Origin of the sequence: Streptomyces sp. NPDC059582, from assembly GCF_042735715.1 — a bacterium.
Lineage (GTDB): Bacteria > Actinomycetota > Actinomycetes > Streptomycetales > Streptomycetaceae > Streptomyces.
In genome coordinates, this window is sequence record NZ_JBHWCC010000030.1 from 50175 (window position 1) to 74482 (window position 24308).

Annotated in this window: 23 protein-coding genes and 1 pseudogene; 4 read left to right on the forward strand and 20 right to left on the reverse strand. The window is 71.2% G+C overall.

What is annotated here, in order from left to right; all coding sequences use genetic code 11:
• Nucleotide 1: 1 nt before the first annotated feature.
• Nucleotides 2-745: a DUF1684 domain-containing protein gene (locus ACFV0T_RS24535; protein WP_385783054.1), complete on the reverse strand. Its 744-nt coding sequence runs from the start codon at nucleotides 743-745 to the stop codon at nucleotides 2-4.
• 375 nt (nucleotides 746-1120) lie between these two features.
• Here ACFV0T_RS24535 and ACFV0T_RS24540 point away from each other — a divergent pair.
• Nucleotides 1121-1998 (forward strand): annotated as a pseudogene (locus ACFV0T_RS24540) (bile acid:sodium symporter family protein).
• A 305-nt stretch (nucleotides 1999-2303) separates the two neighbouring features.
• The gene (locus ACFV0T_RS24545; RefSeq protein WP_385782913.1) at nucleotides 2304-2741 is read left to right on the forward strand and encodes a GNAT family N-acetyltransferase; all 438 of its coding nucleotides are present in this window, start codon (nucleotides 2304-2306) and stop codon (nucleotides 2739-2741) included.
• A gap of 370 nt (nucleotides 2742-3111) precedes the next feature.
• Here the strand turns inward: ACFV0T_RS24545 and ACFV0T_RS24550 are convergent, their stop codons facing one another.
• Complete coding sequence (locus ACFV0T_RS24550; protein ID WP_385782916.1) at nucleotides 3112-3525, reverse strand: SRPBCC family protein; 414 nt, start codon at nucleotides 3523-3525, stop codon at nucleotides 3112-3114.
• A gap of 35 nt (nucleotides 3526-3560) precedes the next feature.
• Nucleotides 3561-4571, reverse strand: a complete 1011-nt coding sequence (locus ACFV0T_RS24555) for an aldo/keto reductase (RefSeq protein WP_385782918.1) — start codon at nucleotides 4569-4571, stop codon at nucleotides 3561-3563.
• Between the two features lie 141 nt (nucleotides 4572-4712).
• On the opposite strand from ACFV0T_RS24555, the gene ACFV0T_RS24560 reads away from it, so the two are divergent.
• A complete protein-coding gene (locus tag ACFV0T_RS24560; protein ID WP_385782921.1) occupies nucleotides 4713-5624 on the forward strand; it encodes a LysR substrate-binding domain-containing protein in 912 nt (303 codons plus the stop codon).
• Nucleotides 5625-5673: 49 nt separating this feature from the next.
• On the opposite strand, the gene ACFV0T_RS24565 is transcribed toward ACFV0T_RS24560, so the two are convergent.
• The 4 genes from ACFV0T_RS24565 to ACFV0T_RS24580 all read right to left on the reverse strand — a co-directional run bounded on the left by ACFV0T_RS24565 (nucleotide 5674) and on the right by ACFV0T_RS24580 (nucleotide 8215).
• A complete protein-coding gene (locus ACFV0T_RS24565) occupies nucleotides 5674-6162 on the reverse strand; it encodes a hypothetical protein (RefSeq protein ID WP_385782923.1) in 489 nt (162 codons plus the stop codon).
• A gap of 96 nt (nucleotides 6163-6258) precedes the next feature.
• The gene (locus ACFV0T_RS24570; RefSeq protein WP_385782925.1) at nucleotides 6259-6546 is read right to left on the reverse strand and encodes a hypothetical protein; all 288 of its coding nucleotides are present in this window, start codon (nucleotides 6544-6546) and stop codon (nucleotides 6259-6261) included.
• A 198-nt stretch (nucleotides 6547-6744) separates the two neighbouring features.
• The gene (locus ACFV0T_RS24575) at nucleotides 6745-6978 is read right to left on the reverse strand and encodes a hypothetical protein (protein ID WP_385782927.1); all 234 of its coding nucleotides are present in this window, start codon (nucleotides 6976-6978) and stop codon (nucleotides 6745-6747) included.
• Between the two features lie 85 nt (nucleotides 6979-7063).
• On the reverse strand, nucleotides 7064-8215 hold the full coding sequence (locus ACFV0T_RS24580) for an anion permease (protein ID WP_385782930.1): 1152 nt from the start codon (nucleotides 8213-8215) through the stop codon (nucleotides 7064-7066).
• A gap of 837 nt (nucleotides 8216-9052) precedes the next feature.
• Between ACFV0T_RS24580 and ACFV0T_RS24585 the strand changes: the two genes are divergently transcribed.
• Nucleotides 9053-10846: a GDSL-type esterase/lipase family protein gene (locus tag ACFV0T_RS24585; RefSeq protein ID WP_385782932.1), complete on the forward strand. Its 1794-nt coding sequence runs from the start codon at nucleotides 9053-9055 to the stop codon at nucleotides 10844-10846.
• 208 nt (nucleotides 10847-11054) lie between these two features.
• On the opposite strand, the gene ACFV0T_RS24590 is transcribed toward ACFV0T_RS24585, so the two are convergent.
• From ACFV0T_RS24590 to ACFV0T_RS24650, 13 genes are all read right to left on the reverse strand, one after another.
• On the reverse strand, nucleotides 11055-11501 hold the full coding sequence (locus tag ACFV0T_RS24590) for a MarR family transcriptional regulator (RefSeq protein ID WP_385782935.1): 447 nt from the start codon (nucleotides 11499-11501) through the stop codon (nucleotides 11055-11057).
• A 778-nt stretch (nucleotides 11502-12279) separates the two neighbouring features.
• Nucleotides 12280-13317, reverse strand: a complete 1038-nt coding sequence (locus ACFV0T_RS24595) for a sugar kinase (protein WP_385782938.1) — start codon at nucleotides 13315-13317, stop codon at nucleotides 12280-12282.
• Nucleotides 13314-14219, reverse strand: a complete 906-nt coding sequence (locus tag ACFV0T_RS24600) for an SMP-30/gluconolactonase/LRE family protein (protein WP_385782941.1) — start codon at nucleotides 14217-14219, stop codon at nucleotides 13314-13316. Before ACFV0T_RS24600 ends, ACFV0T_RS24595 begins: the two co-directional genes overlap by 4 nt.
• Nucleotides 14216-14848 (reverse strand): bifunctional 4-hydroxy-2-oxoglutarate aldolase/2-dehydro-3-deoxy-phosphogluconate aldolase, encoded by a 633-nt coding sequence (locus ACFV0T_RS24605; RefSeq protein ID WP_385782944.1) that lies wholly within the window; start codon nucleotides 14846-14848, stop codon nucleotides 14216-14218. Before ACFV0T_RS24605 ends, ACFV0T_RS24600 begins: the two co-directional genes overlap by 4 nt.
• 66 nt (nucleotides 14849-14914) lie before the next feature.
• A complete protein-coding gene (locus ACFV0T_RS24610; RefSeq protein WP_385782946.1) occupies nucleotides 14915-15727 on the reverse strand; it encodes a hypothetical protein in 813 nt (270 codons plus the stop codon).
• 2 nt (nucleotides 15728-15729) lie between these two features.
• Nucleotides 15730-16875: a galactonate dehydratase gene (dgoD, locus tag ACFV0T_RS24615; RefSeq protein ID WP_385782948.1), complete on the reverse strand. Its 1146-nt coding sequence runs from the start codon at nucleotides 16873-16875 to the stop codon at nucleotides 15730-15732.
• Entirely contained in the window at nucleotides 16872-17609 is a 738-nt protein-coding gene (locus tag ACFV0T_RS24620; RefSeq protein WP_385782951.1) for a FadR/GntR family transcriptional regulator, read from the reverse strand. Before ACFV0T_RS24620 ends, dgoD begins: the two co-directional genes overlap by 4 nt.
• A 31-nt stretch (nucleotides 17610-17640) precedes the next feature.
• Nucleotides 17641-18414, reverse strand: a complete 774-nt coding sequence (locus ACFV0T_RS24625) for an SDR family NAD(P)-dependent oxidoreductase (RefSeq protein ID WP_385782954.1) — start codon at nucleotides 18412-18414, stop codon at nucleotides 17641-17643.
• 65 nt (nucleotides 18415-18479) lie between these two features.
• Entirely contained in the window at nucleotides 18480-20585 is a 2106-nt protein-coding gene (locus ACFV0T_RS24630) for an alpha-galactosidase (protein ID WP_385782956.1), read from the reverse strand.
• On the reverse strand, nucleotides 20582-21520 hold the full coding sequence (locus ACFV0T_RS24635; protein ID WP_385782959.1) for a carbohydrate ABC transporter permease: 939 nt from the start codon (nucleotides 21518-21520) through the stop codon (nucleotides 20582-20584). The genes ACFV0T_RS24630 and ACFV0T_RS24635 overlap by 4 nt, the downstream gene beginning before the upstream one ends.
• Nucleotides 21520-22458 (reverse strand): carbohydrate ABC transporter permease, encoded by a 939-nt coding sequence (locus tag ACFV0T_RS24640; RefSeq protein ID WP_385782961.1) that lies wholly within the window; start codon nucleotides 22456-22458, stop codon nucleotides 21520-21522. The genes ACFV0T_RS24635 and ACFV0T_RS24640 overlap by 1 nt, the downstream gene beginning before the upstream one ends.
• A 1-nt stretch (nucleotide 22459) precedes the next feature.
• Nucleotides 22460-23746, reverse strand: a complete 1287-nt coding sequence (locus ACFV0T_RS24645) for an ABC transporter substrate-binding protein (RefSeq protein ID WP_385782963.1) — start codon at nucleotides 23744-23746, stop codon at nucleotides 22460-22462.
• A 37-nt stretch (nucleotides 23747-23783) separates the two neighbouring features.
• Entirely contained in the window at nucleotides 23784-23987 is a 204-nt protein-coding gene (locus ACFV0T_RS24650; RefSeq protein WP_385782966.1) for a hypothetical protein, read from the reverse strand.
• Nucleotides 23988-24308 lie beyond the last annotated feature (321 nt).

Consider the following 24308-nt stretch of genomic DNA (forward strand, 5'->3'; position numbering starts at 1 on the left):
GTCAGTGCTGCGCGAGGAAGCCGTCGCGGAAGACGGGGCGCTTCTCGCCTGCCTCGACCGGCAGGTGGAAGCGGTTCTGCCGCGGCGGCATCGGACAGTTGTACTGAGCGGAGAACCCGCAGGGCGGCACGAAGGCCCGGTTGAAGTCGAGGACGACACGGCTGTCGTCGTCGGTGCGCCGGACGAACAGGAAGCGGCCGGCGTCGTAGGTGGTGTCCCCGTTGGTGGGGTCGCCGAAGACGAGCAGCAGGGTGCCGTCGTCGTCGAAGGCGCTGAGCGTGTAGTCGCGGCCGTCGACGGTGACCGTGATGTCGCCCGGCACCACGAGGTCGCGGGTGCCGCCGTTGTCCCGGAGGTGTTCGAAGGCGATGCGACGGGCGCCGGGCACGGGCGTGTAAGTGGCTTCCAGGACCCAGGCCGGGTCGTACGGGAAGGCCTCGACGTCCTCGAAGTGACGGATGGCGGGCGCGTCCGCGTCCCAGAAGCGCAGGCCGTGCTCGGGTTCGCCGGTGACGATGTCGGTGCGCCGCAGGGTGGTGACGGTCACACCGTCCGGCTGTCCGGCGCGGGCCGCCTCGACGTCGGGCTCCTCGCCGGCCGGGAGCCAGCGGGTCTCCACGAGGGCGAGGTTCCCGGTCGGCGAGGGGAGCGCGCGACGACGCTCGGCACGCCAGGCGTTCCACTCCTCCCCGGGGTCGACGGAGGCCGGGGAGGCGTTGGACTGGGACACGGCGGACTCACTCAGCTAGAAGGGCACGGCCGACACGGATCGTGAATCGATGGCCAAAGCATGTTCTTTATCAGCCATAAGGTGGCCTAATGTCAAACTCCATTCTCAACAGGTGAGATGGCCTGTCTCATCTCCGGACCCTGCGGCCGACCTGCCGCCTGCCTGCCGGTTTCGCACGCGGTGACCGTACGGCCCGACCGGTAATCGATGATCACATCGCGAGACACCATTGCGTCATGTCCCTGACCAGGGGTTGTCTCGCAGGGTGAGAACCGAACGCCCCGCACCGAAGAACCCGCAGACCGCGCCACCGAGCGACCCGCCCCGACGGGGAGCACCGGCGACGGGACCACCGACCGCTCCGCGCGGCGCGCCGTCACCGTCTTCCCGATCCTCGTCCTCGCGGCCGGCGCCCTCGGCCTCCTGATCCCGGGAAGCTTCACCGGCTGGGGCGAGGCGGTGCCCTACCTGCTGGGTGTGGTGATGTTCTGCATGGGCGTCACGATGACCCCGCAGGACTTCCGCGGTGTCGCCGAGCGGCCCTGGGCGGTGGCTCTCGGACTGGTGGCGCACTACGTCATCATGCCGCTGCTCGGCTGGGCCATCGCCCACCTGCTCCAGCTCCCGCCCCAGCTCGCCGCGGGAGTGATCCTCGTCGGATGCGCCCCCAGCGGCACCGCCTCCAACGTGGTGACCTGTCTGGCGCGCGGTGACGTCGCCCTGTCCGTCTCCGTGGCCACCGTCTCCACGCTCGTGGCCCCGTTGTTCACCCCGCCGCTGACGCTGCTGCTGGCCGGTGAATACCTGTCCGTCGACGCGGGCTCCATGGTCACCGACATCCTCAGGACAGTGCTGCTGCCGGTGCTCGCGGGCCTCGCCGTGCGCCTCCTGCCGGACGCCACGTGCAGCGGGCCCTGCCGGTGCTGCCCTGGCTGTCCGGCCTGACCGTCGCCCTGATCGTGACCGTGGTCGTGGCGGGCAGCGCCTCCGCCATCAAGTCGGCCGCCCTGCTGGTGTTCGTCGCCGTCGTACTGCACAACGGTCTCGGCCTGGCACCGGGGTACGGCGCGGGACGGATCGTCAGGTTGGGTGAACCGGCGAGCCGTGCCATGGCCTTCGAGGTCGGCATGCAGAACTCCGGCCTCGCGGCCTCGCTGGCCACCGCCCACTTCAGCCCGCCGGCCGCGCTGCCGGCCGCGGTCTTCTCCGTGTGGCACAACGTCTCCGGCGCCCTGGCCGCGGCCTGGCTGTCCCGCCGGGCGCGCTGAGTACCTCGGCTCGTGACGGGCCTGGGGCCTCTGGCTTCGGGGCCTCGGGCCTCGGGCCTCGGGCCTCGGGCCTGGTGCGTCGAATACGTCGGCCCGCTATGGTCATCGGGGCTTCCCGCCTGTTCCGACGCCAAGTGGCCGACTTCGAGGCGGAGCTGGACCTCCCGTCGGGGGAAGGGAGCTGCCCGTTCGGCCTGTCACCGCTTCGGTCCGGACCCCGTTGGCTCGGTGGGCGCGGCGCTCATGTCGAGCAGGAGCACGGCGTCGTGGCCACAGGTGCCGGGCCCGGCGGTAGGGTCACGATCATGAGCGTCGAGGTGGAGGTCGTCCGCGAGGCGACCGACGAGGTGGTCGCAGCAGTCGCACGTCTGTTGCCGCAACTTTCGAGTACGGCCGGCGTCCCTGACCACGAGTCGGTGGACCGGATGCTACGCAGCGACGCCAACACCCTGCTGCTGGCCCGCGCCGAAGGCCGAGTGGTCGGCATGCTGACGCTGATCATGTTTCCGTTGCCCTCAGGGCTGCGGTGCCGCGTCGAAGATGTCGTGGTCGACGACGCGGCCCGGGGTCACGGTGTCGGCGCGGCGCTGACCAAAGAGGCACTGCGCCTGGCCGAGGCGTCCGGCGCGCGTACCGTCGACCTCACGTCACGGCCGTCTCGACAGTCAGCGAATCGACTGTACGAACGCCTGGGATTCCAGGGGCGCGATTCCCAGGTCTACCGTTTCGTCGTGGGGCCGTAGGCGGCACCCAGGCTGCGGGAGCGATCCCGCAGAACCCGGCGGACACACCCTTCGACGCCGCGACGACCGCGCGGCCTCGGCTTCGATCTCGCCCTTCGATGCCACGGCTCGAAGCCGTTCGATGATCAGAGCCGTTCCGCGTCGGTCCTGGACGGCACGATCCGGGAGAGCGGGACGGCCTCGCCGGTGCCGGGCGGTTCCGCGTCACCACACGGCGACTGGACACCGCCGGAGCCGAGCGGCTCTCGTGCGGACGGGCGGGACGGCCGGCAGCGGGCGGAACCCCGCAGGGCCCCGCGTCGTCGGTCAGCCCATGCCGGTCGGGCAGCGAGCGAAGCCGCACGCCGCCCCCGCCCATGCCGTACCTGTGTCACGCGCCGAGGGTGTCCTTCAGCGCGGCCAGCCCCTCGGTGTAGATGCCGTGAAACAGGGTGACCGCCTCTTCCTCGCTCGCGCCGGCCGGGGTGAAGGTGCCGGACCAGTCGACTCGGGACTGCGCCTCGGACACCGCGTGCACGGCGAGAGTGGAGCGGTAGCCGGTGATGGGGAAGGGCGCTTGGAGGATGGAGTAGGTGTAGGTGCGGGCGTCGTTGTCGAACTTCTCCAGGCGTTCGACGATGACACCTCCCTCGTCGTTGGTGAGGCTGCGGACCCGGCCGCCTTCGCCGAGCTCGCTCTCGGGGATGTACGGCAGCCAGTCCGGCAGGGCGTCGAAGCCGCCGATGAGCTGCCAGACCTGGTGTGCCGGTACGGGGAGGTCGATGGTCGCGGCCGTCGTCGCCATGGTCGTCTCCTGGGGGGTGGGGAGTGGGGGTGGGGTCAGGCGGTGGGTACGGGGGCGTGCCGCGCGATGAGCCCCTCCGTGCGCAGCGCCGTCCAGAAGGCCGCCGGGACGGTCTCGCCCAGTGCGGCGACGTCCTCGGCGATGCGGCTCGGCCGGGTGGCACCGGGTATGGCGGCGACGACGGCCGGGTGGGCGAGGGAGAACTGCAGCGCCGCCGCCTTGATGCCCACGCCGTGCCGCGCCGCGAGCGCCTTGATGCGCTCCACCTTGTCGATGATCGAGGCGGGTGCCTTCTGGTACTCGAAGTGCTGTCCGCCGGCCAGGACGCCGGAGCTGTAGGGTCCGCCGACGACGATGTCGACGCCCTGCGCCTCGGCGGCCGGCAGCAAGCGCTGCGAGGCACGCTCGTGGTCGAGGAGGGTGTAGCGACCGGCGAGCAGGAACGCGTCCGGCTTCGGTTCGTCGAGGTCGAGCGTCAGCTCCAGCGGCTCGACGCGGTTGACGCCGAGGCCCCAGGCCTTGATGACGCCTTCGTCGCGAAGCCCCTGCAGGACGCGGAAGGCGCCGGTGCGGGCGGTTTCGTACGCGGCCAGCCACTCGTCGCCGTAGAAGTCCTGCGCGACGTCGTGCACCCAGACGATGTCGAGGCGGTCCGTCCGCAGTCGCTTGAGGCTGTCCTCGACGGAGCGCATGGTCGCGTCCGCCGAGTAGTCGTTGACGATCTTGTTGGGGCGGCCGTGCTCGAACAGTCCGCCCTTCTCGCCCAGGTCGCGGGTCGCGGGATCCTCGGTCTCGTCGAGGATGACGCGGCCGACCTTGGTGCTCAGGACGAACTCGTCGCGGGGCTTGCCGGCCAGCACTTCACCGAGCCGGATCTCGGACAGGCCGGCGCCGTAGAAGGGGGCGGTGTCGAAGTAGCGGATGCCGTTGTCCCAGGCCGCCTCGACGGTGGCCGCGGCCTCCTCGTCCGGGATGGCCCGGAACATGTTGCCGAGCGGGGCGGTGCCGAAACCCAGGCGGCCGGGCAGGAAAGACGTGATGGACATGATCCGTATTCCTCTTTATGTCGCAATGATACGGATACGGCTTTTGAGCTGATCCGTCGGCTTGACACGTACGAGGTTAGGATCGGGACTTGAGACTGTCCAAGACTTGCTTGGACGCACTTGAGTCCTTTGAGGTCTTACATGCTTGACCTGCGACAACTCCGCTATTTCGTGACCGTCGCCGAGACTGAACACGTCAGCCAGGCCGCCGAGCGCCTGCACATGTCCCAGTCACCGCTGAGCCGACAGATCGCTCAGCTCGAGAAGAACCTGGGCCTGACCCTGTTCGAACGCGACCAGCGAAGAATCCGGCTCACCCGTGACGGCCAGGTGTTCCTGGCCGAAGCCCGTGCGCTGTTGCGGCACGCGGACCGTCTGGAGAACCTGGGCCGTCGGCTGGGCCGCGGCGAAGAGGGCGGGCTGTGCATCGGCTACGTCGCCGACGCCATGCACACCGGCATCCTGCCGGCGGCACTGCGCGCGCTGCACGAGGAGCGCCCCGGCGTCCATGTCGCCCTGTACAACCTGCGCGCCGCCGAGCAGTTCGAAGGCCTGCGGCAGCGCAGCCTCGACATCGCGCTGGTCCAGGAGTCTCCGGCCACGGACGACCCGGACCTGCTGGCCGCGCCTCTGCTCCAGGACCCGCTGCTCCTCGCCCTTCCCGCACGGCATCCACTCGCCGAGCGGGAAGTACTGACCCCCGGCGACCTCGACGGTCAGCCGTGGATCGCGATCGAGAACGCCGAAGACCCCGCCTGGCGTGACTCCTTCATCGCCTCGTGCGGCGCGGCAGGCTTCTCCCCGGACATCCGTCTGGACGCCGCCGAGCCACTGACCGCGCTAGGTCTGGTCGCCTCCGGACTCGGGCTGGCCTTGGTGCAAAGGAGCATGGTCCGCGCGACGACCGAGGACGTCGCCGTGCGCGAACTCCCCTGGCACGACAGGTTCGTCCAGCTGTGGGCGGCCTGGCACCGAGTCGATCTGCGGCCCGTGGTCACCTCGTTCCGTGAGACCGTCCTGCAGACGAGCGGCATCGCGCAGCCGGTCGAGTAGCGGTCGCCCTCGGCCCCGGCTGTCGGCACGGCCGGGGTAGCGGTCGCCCTCACCACGTCAGGGTCAGCGAACCTCCGACCGGCAGGGTGTGCCAGCGGTCGGCGTAGTCGTCGAACCGCGACACGATCCGGTCGACCACCGTGGCGATCTCACCGGCCACGCCCTTGGCCGACAACTCCCGCGCGTGGCCGTGGCGTACCTCCCACACGTGTACGGCGATGCCCGCCAACTGTTCCGACCGGGCCATGTCCGCCCGCGCTTGGGGGGACGGCTTCACCGGCTTCGACCTGCGGCGCCGCGCGGCCTTGGCGCGCTCCGCGGGGTCAGCGGGCCAGAACAGGCCGTTGTCACCGGCCGCCAGCCGCCCGTAGACCCCGAGTTCGATACCTGCCTCCACCTCGACCAGGAAGTGCACCAGGTCATGCGGCAGATACGGATGCCCGCCGGGCCCGTTGCGCGGCGCGAGCCGTGCCCCGCTCTCGCGCTGCACCGCTATGCCGTAACTCGTACCAGGACCCTTGGTGAAAACCACGCGCATACGCGAAACGGTAGGAGACGGTCGCGGCCTTCGCACCTGGATTTCCGGCGCACCACGCAGCGAGTCCGATGACGGCCGATTCCTTCGACAGACCCCCTACAACGTCGCCTCAAGCACCACGACGATGCAGACGTCGATGATCACGGCGCCGAGCAGCACGCCCGCCATGGAGAGTCCCTTCAGGAAGGGGGCCAGTCCGCCGCGAGCGATTTTCACGTTGATGGCCGTGCCGAGTCCGCCGAGGAGGCCACCGATCAATCCACCGAGGAAGATCAGAACCAGGGGGAGGCCCGCGAGCACCGCCTGCCACAGGGGGAGGCTGCCGATTTGAGTGAACACGTTCCGTTCTGAGGCATCAATACTCGGGTCCGGCAGCTTGGCCATGTGGGTTTCCTCGGCAGTGTGAGAGCGGAAAGCGTGAAGATCTCAAAACTGCACCACACTTGGGGAAACTGCTCATTAACGATCAAGCGCAGCCAGGTGTCCTCATGGGGCGCCCTCGCTCCCCCGGCCCACCACGCGCGCCTGCTCGTCCGTTCGCCTACCAGGTCGTACGAGCCTCCGCGCCCGTCAGAAACCTGGTCACCTGTGGAACTGGGGCACGATCAGGTAGATCCCGTAGAGGACCGCTGCCACGCAGGAGGCGAAGCACAGGCCCGCAGCCGCGAGCGCCACGTTTCCGGTTCCACTGTGCTCGCGGGCGGCAGCCCGGTGGGACAGGGCGAGGACACCGGCCGCGAAGATGACGACGATGGTGAGTGATGCCCCCGCGCCTACGACGGCCACCTGGATCAGTGCACCCCAGCGCAAGTTCATCCGGCGTCTTCCTCTCACTTGCCCTTACGGCTCACTTGCCCTTACGGCTTCGGTTCGTTCTCTCGCCAGGTGAACGGTCGACCGGTCACCGGCCGTTGCCGCTCGGCTGGGCGACGGGGCGCACGTGCACGGACTGGCCCTCGTTGACGTTCTGGGCGGTGACGGCGTTGCGTCGAGCCAGCGCGACGATGACGGCGGCGACGGCGAGCGCGCACAGGGCGACCAGGGCGATGCCGAGGCTGCCACCGCTCGTGACTCCCAGCGCGGCGACGGCACCGACGAGACCGGCTGAGGGCAGGGTGACCAGCCAGGCGATCGCCATGCGCCCGGCCGTGCCCCAACGTACTTTGGCCAGCCTCTTGCCGATTCCGGCTCCGATGATGCCGCCCGAGCACACCTGGGTGGTCGACAGCGCGAAGCCGAAGTGCGCCGAGGCGAGGATGACGGTGGCGGACGACGTCTCGGCGGAGAAGCCCTGGGGTGATTCGATGTCGGTCAGCCCCTTGCCCATCGTGCGGATGATCCGCCAGCCACCGAGATACGTACCAAGTCCGATGGCGAACCCGGCGGTGACGATCACCCACAACGGAGGGTCCGAACCGGCCGGGAGCGCCCCGGTGGAGATGAGAGTGAGGGTGATGACGCCCATCGTCTTCTGGGCGTCATTGGTGCCGTGCGCCAGGGACACCAGGGATGCCGACGCTGTCTGGCCGAGCCTGAACCCGCGTGTCACCGTCTGCTCGCCGGCACGCGCGGTGATCCGGTAGGCGGCGTACGTGGCCATCAAGGCGGCCAGGCCGGCGATGAAGGGCGACGCGAACGCGGGAATGATGATCTTCTCGACCACCTCGGAGAAGTTGACGGCGGAGGCTCCCACGCCCACCCACACCGCGCCGATCAGCCCCCCGAACAGCGCGTGCGAGGACGAGGAAGGAAGGCCGACCAGCCAGGTCAGGAGATTCCACAGGATCGCACCCACCAGACCCGCGAAGATCAGGGCGGGGGTCACCTTCCTGTCGTCCACGATGCCGTCGGAGATCGTCTTGGCGACCTCGGTGGACAAGAACGCACCGGCGACGTTCAGCACGCCGCTGAGCAGGACGGCGACCTTGGGACGCAACGCCTCGGTCGCGATGGACGTGGCCATTGCGTTCGCCGTGTCGTGAAACCCATTCGTGAAGTCGAATACCAACGCCGCGGCGATGACCGCCACCACGATGAACGAAATGTTTTCCACGGAGGCGATTTAAGCAAGTAGATCCACTTGCGGATCGCTATGACGGGGCCGGGCGAGTCCAGGCCGAGGGTGCGGGTGACCTCAGTCCCGCCCCCGGCACCCTGCCGCTTCGCATGCCCTGCGGGAACTGAACAGCCGGAACCCGGCAACGTGGTGACCAGGCCGGCTTCCCTCCAACGGACCAGCCGCTCCCCGCACACCGCCACACCGTCCAGGGACGGAAGTCCGCCGCCCGACCCACCGCGCCCTGCGAACCGGCAACCAGAACGCCGAGCTCAGCGGTCGGATCGACGGTGTCGGTGGCGCAGCCATCGCATCGGCGAACGGCTCAGCCGACGACTCCGGCACGGACCCGACATGACGTGCCACCTCTACCGCAGGACCGCGGACCGCAGGCCCGGACACCGAGAGGGCGACGATCACTTTCGAACGCCGCGAACCTCCAACTCGCCTGTTCTACCGACAGTTGGGCAGCGTCCTACTTCGCGCAACCTCTCCGCCAGCGCTGGCGACCGAGCCTCGACAGGGCCTCCATAATGCAGCTGATCTCTGCCCCCCTGCGGTCCCCCACCGAGGAGTCCCCTTGACGGCATTCATGACCCCGGACGCGTTCGCGGGCGCGGCGGGCCGGGCCGGACACCCCTTATGGACAGCCGCCTCGCGGACCGTCGTCGGCGCCGGGCGACTGCGGCCCATGAGGTCGACCGGGTTCGCGGCGGCGACGCGGCGTGCGTCCGTGCTCGCTCAGCCGGGAGCGGGGTGCATCGAGTGCTGACAACGAGTCTCGGCCGACGTGACAGCCGATCGTGGCAGTCACGGCTCAGACGGCTGACGCTCATGGTGGTCGGCACCCTGCTCGGCCTCGGGCAGACCGCTGTGGCCTCGCGTGCGAGCGCCGTCGGCATCCCCACGCAGGACCAGGTGCGGGCCGCTCTGGCGAGCGCGCCGGGCAGCAACCTGTTCTGGACCGGGCGGGTCGGCTCCTGCGGGAGCGAGGACGACAGCGTCAAACCCACGGCCGAGCAGTACGCGCGGCAGCACGGACACAAGACGCTGGAGATGCGTCTCGCGGACGCGGGCCTCCGGATGCCCCCCTTCGCCGCCCCGGACGACCACGCCAAAAAGATCTGGCGGTTCGCCTCGGCCGAGTTCGCCCGGCAGACCTCCCACCAAACAGGGGTGGTCAAGGGAACGTGCGTCCGCGACGACAACGCCGCGGACAAGCCATACGACGTGATGATCGTCGGCGACTCGGTCAGCAACGGGTACGAAGGCGACGCGACCTGGCGGTACCGGCTGTGGCAGTGGGCCGACGACCAGAACTGGCAGGCCCATTTCGTCGGGCCGCTGACCGGGACCGAGAAACAGCGGGCGGCGCATCCGCCGGAGCCGCCACCGCTGGTGGAGAACGCCCCGGACACCGTGACGGCCCAACCGGACCCGTCGGAGTTCACGGGCGCCTACGCCCGGAGCAATGATCCGGGCTTCGTCCAGGGCGGTTCGGCACACTACGCGATGTGGGGCCGCACCCTGGGGCAGGACGTGGGCACCATCGAAGCGGTGATGGCCGCGCAGGGCGCCCAAGGTCACCTGCCCGACATGCTCCTGGTCGAGCTCGGCTTCAACGACATCGGCTGGCAGGGTGCCGGGGCCGATCTGGTCGACACCATGAAGTCGTTCGTGGACAACGCCCGCAGAGCCAACCCGAACGTGCAGATCGTGCTGGCCGATGTCCCGCAGCGGACCAGTCTCGGCAGCGCCAACCCACAACTACCCCAGCGCACAAGGGATTACAACGCCGCTCTCGCGCGGGCGGTACCCACCTGGAGTTCTCCCACGTCACCCGTCGTGATCGCCGACATCGACGGCGCGATGGGCTGCAACCCGGCCTCAACGGCCTGTGCCACCGCCTATGACGGGCTCCACCCGAACCCACTGGGCGAGTACCGCATCGCGTCCGCCTTCGGCGCCGCCCTGCACAACGCGTTCGGCATCGGCACGGCGGCACCCGAGAGCCCGGCGAGCGTCCCCGACCGGCAGGTGAGCACACCCACCGGCCTGGTGTTCGACGGTACCCAGCAGGGCGTCACCGTGACATGGAACAAGATCGTCGGCGCGCACAGCTACGACGTGCAGTGGAGGGAGGTCGCCTCCCGCGCGGCAAAGCCCTGGGAGACGGCCGTGCCGCCGGCCCGGTTCAACCGGTGGGACCTGCCCTGGCAGTACAGCTTCCAGCCGGTCGACGGCCGTCGTTACGAGGTCCGGGTACGGGAGGTCACGGGCGACGCCGACAATCTCACATCAGCCTGGTCGACGCCGGTTTCGGGGATCGCCCATCCGACCACGCCCAAGCCACCGGACGAGGTGACCGCCGGCGCCGCGGGACCGGGTGAGATCGATGTCGGCTGGACCCCGGTCCACGACGACTCCCTGACCCGCTACGCCGTCTACGTCTACGACACGGACACCCCGCTGGTCTTCGCGAAGGTCTACGGTTACGCCCCGACGGCGAGACCCCCGCGCCGCATCACCGGCCTGACCCCTGGCCACCACTACCAGGTGTTCATCTGCAGCTGGAACGCGTCGGGCGAGGGAATGCCGCACATCGCCGAGGGAACGGTGGTGCCCTGACTCGACACTCGACGCCGACCGTCAGCCACCGTCCCGGAGGCTGACGGTCGGGAGGATGGGGCGGAAGCCGCTGCTCATCGATGAGGGGGGCAACGGCTTCGGGGCCATGGGCCATTTCCCGTTCGGGTGCTCTTCGGTCGCGGTGCATACGGGGGCGATGCCCTCACCTGCACGGGCCGACACCGATCATGATCGGCGGGACAGAACCTCAGGTGCCGGCCAACTCGGCGTTCGCGCGCCCCGTGACCAGGGCCAACACCCGGCCCGCGATCGCAAGGTCCTCGGCCGGAATACCGGCGTACAGCCGGACGGAGATCTCGGCGGCCTCAGCGGCGGTGGTCTCGTGCAGCTCCCGACCGGCGTCCGTGAGCCGCGTCCGGGACGCCTCCGCCGGGTCCTGCTCCAGCAGTTTCGCGGCCACCAGCTCCTCGACGACACCACGCACGACCGACTCGTCGGTCTTCAGTGAGCCGGTGACGTCGCGGACGAGTTCATCGCGGCCGATGGACTCGCCCGCGACCACGACGGCCCGGAGCGTCACACTCTGGTGGAACGTGGCGCCGTGGCGGGCCAGTACGCCCTCCAGGAGGGCGCGCCCCGCATAGTGCGCCAAGGCTATGTCCCGGCCGTTGACCGCGGGTGCGGTGGTGGTCATGACTGCTCCTTGTGGTTGGCGACCGAGGTCGGTCGTTGTCGGTGTGCGAATCAAGAGGCGCGTCGGGCAGGGTCGCCGGCTCGCGGGTCAACCGCCTTGCGCCGCACCGCGCGTGGATCGTTCGGGCCCGGGGTGCGGGCGGGATCGGAAACGTAGAAGGTTCGACTCAGGTGCCGCCGGCGAGCGGGCAGCGGCGATCTTTCCGCTGTTGCTGAGCTCACCCTCAATACAGTACATGGATACTATGTACATGGCTACTAAATCTCAGCGGGCCCTCGTGACTTCCCCCGCTTCGGGTTCGAACCGACCCGGCCACCGCCGCTCGCGGTGTTGGTGATCAAACCCGGCGAGAAACAAGCAGCCCGCATCCACGGGGCAGCCTCGTCTTCCGGGACGGGGCGAGCGACCAGGGCCTGCACACCCTCGGGCTCGTGCTGGTCGCGGCCGGTTTCGCCGTCCTGTTGCTGACCGTCCTCGACCGCCGGCTGATGGGCCGCCGGACCGGCCGACGCCCCGTGCCCCACCGAGAACCCCGTCGAGGAGAACCATGCGTGAGCGCCGGCGCCCGGTCCGCGATCGCCCCCCGGGAGCCGGTCATGGAGGTTCACCGGAGGGTCAACCACACATGAGCCGGGCGAGGCAGGCGCCCAGCGGATGGACGCGCCCCGGGAGGTCCTCCCGGAGACCCCGCCAAGCGGTCGAGGACCATGAGGACCCGCCCGGCGGGTCCAGCTCTTCGGCCGGGGCGCGAGGGCCGACCGCAAGGGCTCGATGCTGCTCACCTGCCCTGACCGGTGGCCTCCCCGCCAGGCACACGCGCCCACTCCTCCACCGACAGGGCCAGGAGTTGGCGTACGTCTCCCGGATCGGGAAGTGGGCCATGGTCGCCCGTCACCTTCAGGGCGGAGACGGCCGTGATGTGGCCGAGGCGCAGGGCGCGTGTCATGGTCTCGCCGCGGAGCAGCCCGGCCAGGAATCCCGCGGCGAAGGCGTCGCCGGCGCCCACGGGTTCGACCACCGACGCGCGCAACGCGGGAACGGTGACGATGTCCCCGTTGCCCACGTCCCCGATACGTACGTCCCCGTCGCGTACGTCGGCGGTCGCGCGGTCGGCGCCGTCCTTGACGACGACGATCCTCGGGTGCGGCAGCAAGTGCCGTACACCGTCGGCAGTGAGGTCGGCACCCCACAGGTTCTGGGCCTCGTCCAGGCCGACGAAGACGACGTCCGCGCGGTCGGCCAGGTCGCGCAGGACGGTGCTCGCGGTGCCGTCGCGCCACAGGGCGGGCCGGTGGTTGACGTCGAAGCTGACGGCGTACGGGCGTTCGGCGGGCGGAGTGCCGAGCGCCCGGGTCACCAGTTCCCGACAGGAAGGGGACAGCGCCGGGGTGATCCCGCTGAGATGCAGGACGGATGCCGTGCGTACGGGTTCGGTGTCCAGCAGGCCGGGGCCGAGGGCGGAGGCCGCGGAGCCGGAGCGGTAGTAGTGGACGCGGGTTCCGTCGCTTCCGGGGTCCTTGAGGAGCAGGCCGGTCGGCCGGTCCGGGTCGACGCGTACGTGGCTGACGTCCACGCCGGCCGTCGCGACGGCGGCCCGCACGCGCCGACCGGGCGCGTCGTCGCCCACCGCGGAGAGCCACGCCACCGGTATGCCGTGGTCGGCCAGGTACATCGCGACGTTGGACTCGGCCCCGGCCACCGTCAGGCGCAGGTGCTCGGCGTCCTCCAGCGGCCCGGGCGGGTCGGGCGCGAGGGCGGCCATCGTCTCCCCCACGCACACGACGTGGCCGGGGGCGGGCCGCCACCGGGCGCTCACGCGGCCTCCCCGGCCGGAAGCCGGGGCGTGGGCACCGGCACGGTGTCGTGGAGTCGGAACGCCGGCGTCGGCATACCGGGCACGTCCACGCGGACGGAGAACACGGCGCCGTCCTCGGGGCGTGGGTCGCTCAGGCCCAGCCGAGCTGTGGTGACGTGCAGGACGTCGTGCTCCAGGCACACCCCCGCGGGCTGACGCGCGGGCAGCCGCAGCACGCGGTCGGGGGTGCCGTCCGCGAGGTAGCGGCGTACGGTGCCACTCCCCCATACGGCGGCCCACAGGGCGCCCTCGATGTCGACGGTCATGCCGTCGGGGCTGCCGTCGTCGACCGTGGTGAACACCTCGGGGGTGCCGAGGGTGCCGGTGTCCGGGTCGACCGGGTACCGCCGGATCACTCCGCGCGCGCTGTCGGCCAGATACATGGCCTTGCCGTCGGGCGTGAAGGCGGGTCCGTTCGGGACGGTGATGCCGTCCAGGACGCGGACGACGGTGCCGTCGTGGTCGACCCGGTACAGCGAACCGGCGTCGTCGTCGGCGTCGTAGCCCATGCTGCCCGCCCAGAAGCGGCCGGCCGGGTCGGCGACCGCGTCGTTCATGCGCATCCGGAAGCGCGCCCCGTCCTCGGGCCGGGCGAGCCAGCGGATCGCGCCGCCGGGGGCCAGCAGGCAGACGCCGGTGCCGGCGGCGGCGATCCAGGTGCCGGGGTGCCCGGCCACCGGGGCCACCGCGCCGACCGGGAAGGGGAGTCGGGCCACCAATTCGAGGGGGGCGGCCGGATCCGCCGGTGCCTTGAACAGGCGACCGGCGAGGAGGTCGACGAGGACGACCTCCTCGCCCGTCCAGCGGACACCTTCGCCGAGTTCCAGCAGGTCGGGGCGGGCGGTGGGCGCGGGAGTGGTCATCGGCCGGACTCCTCCGCGATGACACGGTAGGCGCGGGCCCGCTCGCGCAGCGCGTCGAGACTGCCTCCGTCGGCGGCGTCTCCGACCAGGGGTGAGCCGACACCGACCGCGGTCGCACCGGCGGACAGGCAGGCCCGGGCGGCGGCCGCGTCGATCCCGCCGACGGGAACGAAGGGCACGTCCGGGAAGGGGCCGCGCAACGCCTTCAGATAGTCCGCACCGCCGAAGGGCGCGGCCGGGAAGAGCTTCAGTGCCTCGGCGCCGCAGGCGCGGGCGGCTATGACGTCGGTCGGGGTGAGGACTCCGGCGAGGACGGGCAGACCCAGGTCCCGGGCGGCGCGGACGCCGTCACCGAGGCCGGGTGTCACCACGAAGGCGGCTCCCGCTCGGTGTGCGGCGCTCGCGTCGTCCGCGCTCAGGACCGTGCCGGCGCCCAGCAGCGCGTCGGGGCCGAGGGTCTGCCTGGCCCGCTCGATGACGGTGAGGGCGTCCGCCCCGCTCAGGGACACCTCGATGAGGTCGACGCCCTCTTCGGCGAGGGTCACCACCGTGCGCAGCGCGGCGTCCGCGTCGCGGCCGCGCACGATGGCGAGCAATCGGCGGGCGGCCAGGGCGGCTTGCAGATCCACGGAAGGGAGCTCCTTTTCTCAGCAGGGTCGATCAGCGGGCAGCGGCCGGTGTGCGCCAAGGCGTGTTCACCGGCAGCGGCAGGCGGAGGTGAGGGTGAGGCGCCAGCGCACCTCGCCGGAGGCGGGGACGCGGGCCGCGTCGTCGGGGCCCGCCTCGGCCAGATCGAAGACGCGGCCGAGCATCGGTTCGACGCCGGTGCTGCGGTAGGGGCCGGCCTCGGGGAAGCCGCCGAGGTTGCGCCACAGGGCGACCGAGAGCGGCTGCCCTTCGGCGTGCACGGCGAGGTTCAGGCGGTCGGGGCCGTCGTGCACGCAGGCCTGCCGGGCGTCGACGACGGCTCCCACCGCGGTGCCGTCGTCGGGTCCGAGCCGGTCCAGCGGCACTCCGCAGGGGGCGGGCCAGGCGCCGCTGATCCAGGGGGCGCCATCGGGCCAGGGCCGGTCGACGAGTGGGGCGGCTTCGGGGTACAGGCGGGTGGGCGCGCCGTCGGGCAGGTGCAGGGTGGCGTCGGCGGACAGGTCGAGCAGGGCGTGCGCCGCCCAGACGAAGCGGAAGCCCGGCTCGGCGGCGAGGACGTAGTCGGCCTCGGCTCCGTCGGCCGTCGCGCGGATCGTACGGCTGAGGATGAAGTCCGCGCCGCGTACGGACTCGGTGGCGCCGTCCCGGGTCCACGACCGGGACCAGACGTCACCGTGGTCCGGGGTACCGCGGACGGTGGGCACGCACTCCTCCAGGCCCCCCGCATCCACGAACGCGGCGCCGGGAAGGACCCGTTGGCGTTCCGGGTCCGGGCGGTGCCACAGCCACTCGCGGCCGGGGGCCGCGAGGGAGGTCCAACGGCCGCCGTGGCGGGGGTCGGTGACGATGTCCAGGGGCATGCTCACCACTCCGCGAAGGAGCCGTCGGGGTGCCGCCACACGGGGTTGCGCCAGGCGTGCCCGGCGCGGTCCGCGGCGCGGACGGCGGCCTCGTCGACGGTGACGCCGAGCCCGGGCGCGGTCCCGAGCGGCGCATGCCCGTCGACGAACCGGAAGGGCTCGGGGTCGACGACGTACGAGAGCAGGTCGGCGTCCTTGTTGTAGTGGATGCCCCGGCTCTGCTCCTGGATGAGGAAGTTGGGTGTGGCGAAGGCGACTTGAAGGCTGGCGGCGAGGGCGATCGGGCCGAGTGGGCAGTGCGGGGCGAGGTGGGCGCCGTAGGTCTCGGCGAGGGAGGCGATGCGGTGGACCTCGGAGATGCCTCCCGCGTGGGACAGATCGGGCTGCGCGACGGCGATGCCGGCGGTGAGCGGGGCGAGGAACTCGGCGCGGGAGTAGAGGCGTTCGCCGGTGGCCAGCGGCACCGGGCTCGCCGCGACGAGGCCGGGCAGCAGGTGGTTCTGCTCGGGCAGGACCGGTTCCTCGACGAACAGCGGGTGCAGGGGCGCGAGTTCGTTCAGTACGCGGCGGGCGTTGGCGGCGGTGAACCGGCCGTGGAAGTCGACGGCGACGTCACGGTCGGGACCGAGCGCCTCGCGGGCGGCCGCCACGCGGGCGACGACCGCCGCGGTCTCGGCCATGGTGGCGAGCGGCCCGACGCGGCCGGCTCCGTTCATCTTCACCGCGGTGAAGCCCGCTTCCACCTGCTCGGCGATCTGCTCGGTGAGCTCGGCGGGTTCGTCGCCGCCGACCCAGGCGTAGACCCGGACCCGCTCACGCACGGGACCGCCGAGCAGGGCGTGCACGGGGGCGCCGTAGGTCTTGCCCGCGATGTCCCACAGGGCCTGGTCGAGTCCTGCTACCGCGCTGGAGAGGACCGGGCCGCCGCGGTAGAAGCCGCCCTTGGTGAGAACCTGCCAGTGGTCCTGGATCCGCAGCGGGTCCTGGCCGAGGAGGTATTCGGCGAGGACGTCGACGGCGGTCCTGACCAGTTCGGCGCGGCCCTCGACGACGGGTTCGCCCCAGCCGGCCACGCCCTCGTCGGTCTCCACGCGGCAGAACAGCCAGCGCGGCGGTACGAGGAAGGTTTCGACGCGTGTGATCTTCACCGGCCACCGGTGCCTTTCGTGTCGTCGGGCCCGTCGAGCCGGTCCAGGTCGCGCCCGGCCTGATCCAGCAGGGCGCGCATGGCCGCCTCGGCGGCCCGCGGGTCCCGGTCGCGTACGGCGTCCAGGACGGCGCGGTGGGCGGGTACGGGGTCCTCGCTGTGCGGGGCGCTGTGCACGATGTGGTCGCGGTGGGCGAGACCCGACTCGATCACCACCTCCATGCGTTCGAGGAGTTCGTTGTGGGTGGCGGCGAGCAGGGCACGGTGGAAGGCGAGGTCGGACTCGACGGCGTGGGTGGCGCCGGTGCCGTGCTCCCCCATCGACGTCAGGGCGTCCTCCAGGGCCACGAGATCGGCGTCGGTACGGCGTTCGGCGGCCAGCCGGACCGCGGCCGGTTCGACGATGGCGCGGACTTCGGCGAGGTTGCGCAGCAGGTGACGGTCGGCCTCGGCGGAACCGGCGCCCTGGATCTGCCAGCGCAGCACGTCCGCGTCGAGCAGGTTCCAGTCGGCGCGGGCGCGCACGAACGTGCCCCTTTTCTGACGGGCGTCGACCATGCCCTTGGCGGCGAGAACCTTGAGGGACTCGCGCAGCGCGGTGAGGCTGACGTCCAGCTCGCGCTGCAGCGCCACGAGGTCGAGCGTGGCCCCCTCGGGGATCTCGCCGCCGAGGATACGGCGGGCGAGGAACTCCACGGTCTGACCGTGCACGCCGCGGCGGGCGTAGGGCGTCATGTCGTACAGCCTTTCGGTGATCGGGACACGGTCATGCCGAAGCCTTCAGGACGCTCCAGCCGCCGTCGACGAGCAGGTGCGAGCCGGTGATGTAGGAGGCCTCGTCGGAGCCGAGGAACGCGATGGCCGCGGCCACTTCGTCGGGGGTGCCGAAGCGGCGTGCCGCCGTCTCGGCGACGCTGCGCTCCCGGTCCTCGGGCGGTACGCGGTCCCAGGCCGCGGTGAGGATCGGTCCCGGCAGCACGGCGTTGACGCGGACCTCGGGCCCGTACTCGACGGCGAGTTGGCCGCACAGGGACAGCAGGGCACCCTTGGACGCGGCGTAGGCGGGATGTCCGGGGATGCCCTTGTGGGCGTGGACGGACGAGGTGAGCACGACCGCGCCGCCCCGGGTGCGCAGGTCCGGCAGGACGGCGCGGACGCCGAGGAAGCCGCCGGTGAGGTTGACGTCGACCTGGCGGCGCCAGGAGTCCAGGGAGAGTTCGTGGGCGGGCCGGACGTCGACGGTGTAGGCGTTGCTGACCAGGAGGTCGACCGGCCCGAAGGAGTGGGCGGCGTCGATGACGTGCCTCCAGTCGTCCTCGGCGGCGACGTCGGCCGTGACGAAGCGGGCCCGGCCGCCGTCGGCGGTGATCCGTTCCGCCTCGCCGCGTCCCCGTTTCTCGTCGATGTCGGCGAGCACGACGGCGGCTCCCTCCTGAGCGAGGCGGGCGGCGGTGGCGGCTCCGATGCCGGAGGCGGCTCCGGTGACCACGGCCGTACGGCCGGTGAAGCGGGCACCGCCGTGTCGTGCGGGCTGATCCATCGTGGCTCTGGGCTCCTTCGCGGGTCGGGCACGGAGTGCGTGCCCAGGGGCTGGGTGGGTCGAACCTACGCTGGTCGCGGGTCCGATCGGCGGGTCAGGACGACCAGTTCGGCGTCATGATCGGCGCTCCACGCGAACGGCAGACCGTAGTGCAGGAGGTGGGCGCCGCCGTAGGTGGTGCCGGTGGCTTCGTCGCGGTAGCGGCTGCGAGGGTCGAGGCCGCGCAGTCGCAGCCGGGCGGGACGGCCGGGCATGAGGGGCGCGCCGTCCAGGCGTCCGGTGTTCAGGGCGGCGACGACGGTCCGGCCGTCCGTGCCGTCGTACTGCACTCCGCAGGTGTCGTCGACCGGGCTGCCGAGCAGGTGGGCCTCGCCGTGGTGGATCACGTCCCGTACGTCCTTGTAGCGGGCGATCCACTCGCCTGCCTCGGTCCGCTGCCGCGGGGACCAGGTGCGCAGGTCGGCGCCGATGCCCAGGACTCCGCACATCGCGGTGACGAAGCGGAAGGCGAGGCTGCGCGGGCGGGGGTCGAAGACTCCGGGGGCGTCGGTGACCCAGGAGCTCATCACGTGGGGGGCGTGGGCGTGCAGGAAGCCGTACTGGGTCGCGAGCCGGTCCAGGGGCGCGGTGTTGTCACTGGGCCAGACGACATCGGTACGGGCGAGGGTGGCGTGCTCGATGCGGCCGCCGCCGCCGGCGCAGCCCTCGACGGTCACCTGGGGGTGGGTGGCGCGCAGGTGGTCGAGGACGCGCAGGTATCCGTGGACGTGGGCGGCGTCGAGGTCGAGGCGTTCGGCGGAAACGGCGCCGGGCCGGCCGCGTTCGGTGGGGGGCCGGTTCATGTCCCACTTGAGGTAGTCGATGCGGTACTCGGTGAGCAGCCGGTCGAGGGTGGCGATGACGAAGTCCTGGACGTCCGGGCGGCCGAGGTCGAGCAGGAGTTGGTTGCGGACCAGGCGGGCCGGGCGGCCGTCGATCCGGTAGGCCCAGTCGGGGTGTTCGGCCAGCAGCCGGCTGCCGGGGCTCACGGCCTCGGGTTCGATCCACAGCCCGAAGTCCATGCCGAGGGCGCGGACGTCCTCGACGAACCGGCCGAAGCCCTGCGGGAAGGCGGCCGGATCGGGGTGCCAGTCGCCGAGGCCGGCGGTGTCGTCCACGCGGCCCGTGAACCAGCCGTCGTCCACGACGAACAGCTCGACACCGATGTCGGCGGCGGACTTGGCGAGTTCGAGCTGTCCGGCCGCGTCGACGTCGAAGCCGGTCGCCTCCCAGGAGTTGTAGAGCACCTTGCGGGGGCGGTGCAGTCGCTCTCCGGCGAGCCGGCGTTCGTAGCGGTGCCAGACGCGGGACAGGCCGTCGAGTCCGTCCGCGCTCATCGCGCAGGCGAGCCGTGGGGTGGTGAGGGTCTCGCCAGGTGCGAGAAGGACGGCGCCCTCGTGGGGTACCCGCCCGGCGCGGACACGGACGGCGCCACCGGGTTCGGCCTGCGCGGTGATGTGCCAGTTGCCGGGCCACTCCAGGGCGATGCCGTAGGCGGGGGCGTCGTCCCCGGCGAGGTCCTGGACGGCGAGCCAGGGCGCGTAGGCGTGTCCGGGGGCGCCCTGGGTGCTGCCCATGGTGAAAGTGCCCCGTGTGAGGGCCAGTTGGGTGTGCTGGAACTCCTGCGACCACTGTCCGGCGAGGTAGGTGAGCCGGGCGCCGGCGGTGACCGGCACGTTGACGGCCCCGGAGTCGAACCGCTCCAGGCGCAGTTCCTCCGGGCCCGTGCAGGTGAGTTCGGTCCAGCGGTGCAGGACGTCGGTGCCCGGGACGACGGCGTAGCACAGGGTGGTGCGCAGGCCGAGCTGGTCGTCGGTGAAGGTCAGCCGCAGTCGGCCGGGCTCCTCCTGCGCCCCGGCGAACTCCCACCGCACGTCGCGTTGCCGTCCGGGGCGGGCGGCGATCAGGTCGGCGTCGTTGAAGGGCCGCTGCCCGTGCGGCAGGTACTCGGCGGGAGCCGCGTCGGCGGGGGTGATGAAGTGGGTGCGGTGCGACCAGTCGAGGGCCGAGGGTCCGTCCTCGACTCCGTGCGGGCCCCAGGCGTCCAGTTCGGCCCAGGGTCCGTCCGGGGACAGCCGTACGGTGTAGCTGGTGTGGTCGGTGTGCAGGGTCCAGCGGTCGTGCGGGGTCACTTCACTGCTCCGAGGTTGAGTCCGGCCACGAAGTGGCGCTGGAAACGGAGGAAGACGGCCACGGTCGGGGCGGCGGCGATGACGGATCCGGCGGCGATCACGTTCCACATGGACACGTATTGTCCCTGGAGTCCGATGAGGGCCGCGGTGATGGGCATGCGGGTGTCGCTGCGCAGGACGGTGATCGCCCACAGCAGGTCGTTGAAGATCCAGGTGAAGGACAGGGCGCTGAGCGCGGCCAGGGCGGGCCGGGTGAGCGGGAGGATGATCCGCCAGAAGATCTGCCAGGGCCCGGCTCCGTCGACCACCGCCGCCTGCTGGATCTCGACCGGTATGGACCGCATGAAGCCGTGCAGCACGAAGACGTAGAAGCCCACGCCGAAGCCGATCTGCACGCCGATCAGCGCGGGCAGGGTGTCGTACAGACCCATGAGTTCGCTGAGTTTGGACACCGGGATGAGCAGGATCTGCGGGGGCAGCAGGTTGCCGCCGAGCATGAGCAGGAGCAGCGAACGGCGCAACGGCATCTCGTAGCGGCTGAGCCCGAACGCGGCCATCGCGGCCAGGGCGAGCGTCACCACGACACAGGGGATCGTCACCAGCAGGCTGTTGATGAGGGCGCGCTGCTGGCCGCCGTCGACCCAGGCCTGGGTGAAGTTGCCGAGGGTGAAGGACCGGGGCCAACTGCCCAGCCCGTGCGCGGCGATGTCGTCGAACGTCCGCAGGCTGGTGACCAGGACCAGGATGATCGGCAGCAGCCACAGCAGGGACAGGGTGCCGGCGCCGGCGTGGAAGCCGGCGGTCGTCAGGCGGCGCCTGCGCAGGGCGGTGGCGGAGTTGTGCCGAGTCCGGGTCGCGTCGGCGTCGTGCCGAGTCCGGGTGGGGTCGGCGTCGTGCGGAGTCCGGGTGGCGGCGGAGCTGTGCGAAGTCGTCATCAGTCCGCCTCCCGGAAGGCACGCACCAGGTAGGAGGCGATGACTCCGAAGGCCAGCAGGAAGATGACGACCGCCAGGGCGGAGCCGTAGCCGAGCCGCAGTGACTGGAAGGCGGTGGAGTACATATAGGTGCTCAGCAGTTCCGAGGAGTGGTAGGGGCCGCCGCGGGTGAGGGACCACACCACGTCGAAGGAGCGCAGCGAGTCGATGACGATGACGGACAGGACGACCGCGTTGACGCCGCGCAGTTGAGGGAGCGTCACATGGCGGAAGGCCTGCCAGCGTCCGGCGCCGTCGACCTTGGCGGCTTCGTACAGGGCGGGGTCGATACCCTTGAGGCCGGCCAGGTAGAGCACCATGACGTAGCCGATCTGCCGCCACAGGGCGGGCACGATGACGGCGTACAGGGCGGTGTCCTGGTCGGCGAGCCAGGCGTGCCGCAGGCTGCCGAGGCCGACCGACTGGAGGAGCTGGTTGAGGACTCCGTCGGGCTGGTAGATCGCCTGCCAGACGAGGGCGGTGGCGACCAGGGAGAACACCACCGGCAGGAACAGGGCGGCACGGTAGAAGCCGACGCCGCGGCGTTCCTGCTGGAGCAGCAGGGCGGTGGCGAGGCCGAGCAGCGCGGACAGTCCACCGAACAGGACCAGCCACAGCACGGTGTCGATGGCCGCGGTGCGGAAGATGTCGTCGTGCAGCATCTCCCGGAAGTTGCCGAGTCCGACGAAGCTCGGTGCGGAGACCCCGTCCCAGTCGGTGAGGGACAGGTAGAAGCCCTGGAGGGCCGGCCAGAACACCCAGATCGCCTCGACCAGCAGAGGAACGAGGACGAACGCGAGGACCATGGGCGGGGTGCGACGCGGGCCCCCGGCCCCTCGGCCGCGGGGCGGCGTCGGGACCGGGGTCTTCTTGCGGGCGGCCGTGGTGAGGACGGCCACGTCACGCTCCCCAGATCTTCTGGGCATCGCGCTGCCAGTCCGTCAGGATGCTGTTGATCTCCTTGGGCTTGGCGATGAACTTGGTCAGGGCGGCGTCCGCGGTGGGCTGGAGGGCGTCGCTGGAGTCACGGTTGAAGAACTGGGTGATCTCGGCGGCCTCCGCGATGTGCTTGCGACCCTTGGTCACCAGCGGCGTACCGGTGTCCTTGGCGTCGGGGTGGCACGGCAGCGCGGTGCCGGAGGAACCCTTGAGGTAGATCTCCTGGGCCTCGACGCCGGCCAGATAGCGCAGCAGGTCGACGACCTGGTCGCGGTGACCGGTGCGGGCGCTGGCGAAGTACCCGTCGGTGGGGGCCTCTTCGGCGAGCGGGATCTTGGGGTCGATGACGGGGAAGCGGAAGAAGTCGATGTCGTCCAGGGCGTCCTTGGGGGCCGCGTCGGCGAAGAACGTGCCGATCAGCATCATGCCCGAGCGCCCGTTGAGCAGCGCGGTGGTGGCGTCCTGGAACGCGACGGCGGTGCCGCTGGGGTCGAAGTACGGCAGCACCTCCTTCCAGCGGTCGAAGACCCGGTGGACCTCGGGGTCGTCGAAGCGGTGCTTGCCCGCCAGGAGTTGACGGTGGTACTCGGCGCCGTTGATGCGGATGTCGAGGTAGTCGAACCAGGCGGAGGCGACCCAGGCGGTGTTGCCGCCGGCGCCGAGGCCGATCGGTGCGACACCCTTGGACTTGAGCTTGTCGCACAGGTCGAGGAAGCCGTCCCAGTCGGTGGGCGGACTCACGCCCCACTTCGCGAAGTTCGACTTGCGGTAGAACATGCCCCACCAGTAGTACGTGGTCGGCACGAAGACCTTCTTGCCGCTGCCGGAGGTGCACAGCGTCTGCAGGGCCTTGGAGTATTTCTGGAGGTCGGGCGAGGCCCACACCTCGTCCAGGTCGAGCAGCAGGTCCTTGCCGGCGTACGCCTCCGCCACCGATCCGGGGTACCAGGTGTAGACGTCCGGCGGGTTGGCAGAGGTGAGGTACGTCGGCAGCTGGGTGCGGAACGTCTCGGCGGCGACGGTGTTGAGGTCGAGGCCGCCGCCCTTCTTCTTGTAGGCGGCGACCAGGTCCTCCATCGCGGCCTTGGCCTGCGGCGCGGAGAGGTTGGACTGGAGGGAGACCGCGCCCTCGGAGGAGGTCTTGGACGAGGACGGGCTGGAGGTCACGCAACCGCTGAGCAACGCCGCGGTTCCGGCGGCGCCTGCTCCGGCGAGGAAGCGCCGGCGGCTGGTCTGTGAAGGGGTCATGGAAGGCTCCCGCAAGGTCAGGACGGTTGGGACTGATCTACTTGAACGCGGTGCGGTGCACGGTGCCGTCGACTCCGCGGTAGACCGCGTCGACCGTTCCGTTCGCACCCGCTACTGCTCCGAGCTCTCCGTCGAACGCGGCGCTGGGCAACTCCCGCCGCTTCGACCAGCCCGGCAGGGCGCCCGCCTCGTAGCGCTGCTGCCGGAGGGCGAAGTCACCGGCCCGCGCGTACAGGAGCACCTGGTCGCCGACGGTGACGGGGGTGGGGCCGGCGCTGACCGTGCCGCCGAGCGCGCTCCACCCCGACCACTGGCCCGAGGTGTCCCGGGTGAGGGCGGGGGCCGGGGCGGGTCCGCTGTCGTGGAAGGCCAGCGCCGTGGGCCTGCGCAGTGGCCGATGCGGAGGGTGCCGTGGTCGCCGCGACCACCACCATGACGGCGGCGGCGACGGTACGGCCGGTGAGGCGGCGGAGTCCGGGCCTCGGTGCGGGTGCTTGCGAAGTCACGTGCCACTCCCGGGGGATTGGGAAGCAGTAGAGGCGTGGCGCGGGCCGCAAGGGAT